At 22.1% G+C, this 1,716-nt stretch carries 1 protein-coding gene; it reads left to right on the top strand.

The window, feature by feature from the left end; translation table 11 throughout:
• Window positions 1-115: 115 nt before the first annotated feature.
• A complete protein-coding gene (locus AYC59_RS01230; protein WP_066894433.1) occupies window positions 116-1,612 on the top strand; it encodes an IS1182 family transposase in 1,497 nt (498 codons plus the stop codon).
• Window positions 1,613-1,716: the final 104 nt, after the last annotated feature.

The raw sequence follows: 1,716 nt of genomic DNA, 5'->3' as shown, positions 1-1,716 counted from the left end.
AGAAATTAAAGAATCTAAATTCTACTCTTTTTAAAATATCAAAAAATATAATAAAAAAGGTATAAAATAACACTTTTAAATGGAAAAATCCACACCAAAATGATATAATATACCTATGAACACAATAACTAATAATACCATGAATAATTACTTTAATCAAGATAAACTTTTCAATGTATTTCAGTTTTCTTTAGACGATAATGACCCTGTTAAGCAATTCATTAATATACTGGAGGGATTAGATTTAACAATTTTAAAAAACAAAGCTAAGAAAAATAACAAGGCATACAATCCAATAAGACTATTTGCTGTAATACTTTATGCTTATTCAGAAAATATAACTTCAACAAGAGATATAGAAAAAGCCTGTCGTAATAGAATAGATTTTAGATATATCCTTAATTCAAATAAAATGCCAGATCATAGTACAATTTCAAGATTTTTAAATGATATAAACGATATAATAGATGATTTATTCTATCAATATGTAAATAGATTAATGAAATTATCTAATATTAATGATGATACAGTATATATAGATGGAACTAAAATAGAAGCTTATGCTAATAAGTATTCTTTTGTTTGGAAAAAAGCAATACTTAAAAATTATGAAAAATTAAATAATAAAAAAATAGTTTTAGTTAATGAATTTAATAATGATTTTTCAACTGAATTTACTAGTATTTATGATATATATGAATACATAACAAAATATATATTTAAAAGAGTATACGGTAGAGGTAGAAGAAAAACTTTAAAGCAAAAATATATAGAAAGAATAGAACAAATTAATACTAAAGAAAAAGAATATATTGAAAAACTAGAAATATTAGGAAATAGAAATAGTTATTCTAAAACAGATATTGATTCTACTTTTATGAGAATGAAAGAAGATTACATGAGAAATGGACAATTAAAGCCAGCATATAATTTACAAATAGCAGTACAGAGTGAATATATTATTGATTTAAATATATTCTCTAATCCAACTGATGTAAGAACTTTAATTCCTTTCATAGATAAGATAAAAGTTAATTATCATAATATTAAAAATGTAGTAGCAGATGCAGGTTATGAAAGTTTACTTAATTATAGATATTTAAAAGAAAATGGATATATATCATATATTAAGCCACAGTATTATGAACAAAGTAAGAAAAGAAGTTTTAAAAAAGATATTAATAGACCTGAAAATCTAATATATGATGAAATTGATAATATATTAATGAGAAAAGATGGGGTAATACTTGAAATAGTAGAAGAATATTTTAATAAAAGAGCTAATGCTGTATTTATTAGAGCTATTAACCCTGATAATGGAAGATATATTAATTACAACAAAGAGTTTAGAATATATTCAAAAATATCGTATGATAATATAACTAGTGATATAGGTAAGCGATATAGACTTAATAGAAGTATACAGGTTGAAGGTGCATTTGCAGTTCTTAAAGAGTGTATGAATTTAAGAAGATTAAAGGTTAGAGGTTTTGATAATGTTAAAAGAGAAATGATGCTATTTTCTATGGCCTATAACTTTAATAAATATATAAGTAGAAGATTAAGGAATAAATTAGGGAATACATTGCATCAATTAAAAGATATTATATAGATTAAAGCTAAAAGATTTAGTTAGCTAATTTTGTTATACTTAAATATATGAAAAGGAGATTAATTTGTATAAATTTAATATACATTTTAATCTCCTGATTCTTT

Origin of the sequence: Pseudostreptobacillus hongkongensis, from assembly GCF_001559795.1 — a bacterium.
Taxonomy (GTDB): Bacteria; Fusobacteriota; Fusobacteriia; order Fusobacteriales; family Leptotrichiaceae; genus Pseudostreptobacillus; species Pseudostreptobacillus hongkongensis.
The sequence above is the reverse complement of the archived record's forward strand: the minus strand, read 5'-3'. Positions and strand labels throughout refer to the sequence as shown.

What these genes read in the sequence shown, in the direction of transcription:
- AYC59_RS01230 (WP_066894433.1), top strand. Translation starts at nt 116, where the DNA reads ATGAACACAATAACTAATAATACCATGAATAATTACTTTAATCAAGAT.